This is a genomic window from Streptomyces sp. (assembly GCF_036566765.1).
Lineage (GTDB): Bacteria > Actinomycetota > Actinomycetes > Streptomycetales > Streptomycetaceae > Streptomyces.
Genome location: NZ_DATCVQ010000737.1, coordinates 1 through 2,307, shown reverse-complemented (window position 1 = coordinate 2,307; position 2,307 = coordinate 1). Strand labels below are relative to the sequence as shown.

At 72.7% G+C, this 2,307-nt stretch carries 3 protein-coding genes; 1 reads left to right on the top strand and 2 read right to left on the bottom strand.

Features of this window, described 5'->3' with window-relative positions; genetic code table 11:
- Positions 1–144: 144 nt before the first annotated feature.
- Complete coding sequence (locus VIU94_RS42760; RefSeq protein ID WP_331920787.1) at positions 145–765, bottom strand: TetR/AcrR family transcriptional regulator; 621 nt, start codon at positions 763–765, stop codon at positions 145–147.
- A gap of 104 nt (positions 766–869) precedes the next feature.
- Here VIU94_RS42760 and VIU94_RS42755 point away from each other — a divergent pair, with 104 nt between their 5' ends.
- Positions 870–1,871, top strand: a complete 1,002-nt coding sequence (locus VIU94_RS42755; RefSeq protein WP_331920785.1) for an ABC transporter permease — start codon at positions 870–872, stop codon at positions 1,869–1,871.
- 93 nt (positions 1,872–1,964) lie between these two features.
- On the opposite strand, the gene VIU94_RS42750 is transcribed toward VIU94_RS42755, so the two are convergent.
- Positions 1,965–2,240, bottom strand: a complete 276-nt coding sequence (locus VIU94_RS42750; RefSeq protein ID WP_331920783.1) for a type II toxin-antitoxin system Phd/YefM family antitoxin — start codon at positions 2,238–2,240, stop codon at positions 1,965–1,967.
- Positions 2,241–2,307 lie beyond the last annotated feature (67 nt).

Below are 2,307 nucleotides of genomic sequence, written 5' to 3'. Positions count from 1 at the left end.
GTTGCACGCTTCCACCTCACAGATGTCCACCGGGTGATCACCCGGACAGCTGCGGACCCTACCGAGCTTCAACACTTCGTTGAGCTGCGCTAATGGCCCACACGGCCAGACATTGCACGTTAGGGCGGAAGTTTTTCCGGCGCGTTAACTGGGGCTTTGCACGCCCATGGACATCACCCCGCGCAGCCCGTTCTCCAGGATCTCGGCGGACACGTCGCCGAAGAGCGCCTGTTGGGCGATGAAACCCTGGGCGACGGCGATGAGGGTGCGGGCGACGTGGTCGGCCGGGACGTCCGCGTGCAGCAGCCCGTTCTTCCGGTACGCCTCGACGAGATCGCTCCAGGCGGCCCGCATGCCGTTGTAGCCCAGGGCGAGCGTCGCGGCCAGCCGCTCGTCGCGCAGCGTCTCGGTCCACACCTGGATGATCAGCCGCGCGAAGGCGTTCCGGTCGGCGCCGGGGATGCGCTCCTCCAGGAGGAGCCGCAGCACGCCGCCGAGCAGCACGTCCGGCGTGGGCGGCGGAGTGGCGCGCGAGGCCTCCTCGAAGGAAGCGCGGATGCCCGCGAACGCTTCCTCGGCGATGGCCGCGACGAGGGCCTCCTTGCCGCTGAAGTAGCGGTACACCGCGCCGGCCGAGAGGCCGGTCTCCTTGAACACGTCCTGCATGGACGTGGCGTGGAAGCCGTTGCGGGCGAAGCAGCGGGCGGCGCCGTCGAGGATCTGCCGCCGCCGGGCGTCGAGGTGCTCCTGGGATACGCGTGCCATGCCACCAACCTAAAACGAACATTCCTTCTTGACAACCGAAGCGCTCGGCGGGACAGTGACGACAAGAAAAACGAACGATCCTTCTCTTTGAACGGAGGGACGCCATGCCCGCCACGACGACCCGTCGCACGGTCGCGGTCCTGGTGCTGATCCCCGTCGTGGCAGCCCTGGCCCTGTGGGCCTTCGCCTGGCCCACCGCCCGGCTCGCGCCGCGTGACCTGCCGGTCGGCGTGGCCGGCCCGGCCGCCGCGACCGCACAGCTGGAGCAGAGCCTCGCCCGCCACGAGGGCGCGTTCGAGGTGCACCGGTACGCGAACGCCGGCGCGGCCCGCGAGGCGATCGAGGACCGAGCGGTCTACGGAGCGGCAGTCGTCACGCCGCGGGGTCCTGAGCTGCTGACCGCCACGGCCGCGAGCCCGGTCGTCGCGCAGCTGCTGCGCGAGGCGTTCGCCGCGCAGCTCCCCGCCGGGACGCAGCCGAAGGTCGTCGATGTCGTACCGGCCCCGGCGGCGGACCCGCGCGGCAGCGCGTTCGCGTCGAGCCTGCTGCCGCTGGCCATCAGCGGAGCCGCCGCCGGCGCGGTGGTCACCCTCCTGGGACTGCGCGGGCTTCGGGCCGGGGCGACCCTCGTCGGCGCGGCCGCGCTCGCGGGGCTGACCGGGGCGGCGCTCGCGGACAGCTGGCTCGGGGCGCTCACAGGCTCGTGGTGGGCGGAGGCCGGGGTGCTCGGCCTCACCGTGCTGGCGATCGGCGGCACGATGGCCGGGCTCGGCGCGCTGCTCGGGCCGCGCGGTCTCGGGCTCGGCGGCCTGCTGATGATCCTGATCGGCAACCCGTTCTCGGGCGTCGCCTCCGCGCCCCAGCTCCTGCCGGAGCCGGCCGGCCTGCTCGGGCAGTGGCTGCCGCCGGGCGCGGCAGGCACGGCGCTGCGCTCGGTCGCCTTCTTCGACGGGAACGGCGCCGGCGACGCACTGCTCGTACTGAGCCTCTGGGCGGCGGCGGGACTGACGGCTGTCCTGGCGGCGGGGCGGCGGGGCGGGGTCCCGGTCCCGGCACAGGACAGCCCGTCACGTGCGGCGCGCCCGGCGTCGGAGCCCGTGGGCTGACCTCACGGGCGGAGCCGATCGGCTCCACGAAGCGGCCGCGTGCCCCCGCTGTAGCGGACGGGGGCGCGCGGCCTTGTCATGCGCCGGGTTCGCTCAGACCCCGGGTGCGCGGTGCCGGGCGGCGATGCCGAAGCGCCCCTGTTCACCGGGAGCGGACGCGGCGGGCCGCACAGCGGCGACCGTGCTGATCGCCGACTCCTCGGCCGGCTCCGGGCCCGCTTCGAGTTTCTCCAGGTCAGCGGCGGAGACCAGGGCCACGAGGGGCTTTCCGTGGCGCGTCACGACGACCCGCTCATTGCCGTACACCACGCGGTTGATCAGGTCGGCGAGCTCTGCCCGCGCTTGCGTCACCGGAATCTCGTAGGCCATGCTCCACATCTTACGGGCTGTACGTCCTGTACATTTTTTACAGAGGAGGCTCGCCATGCACGACAGC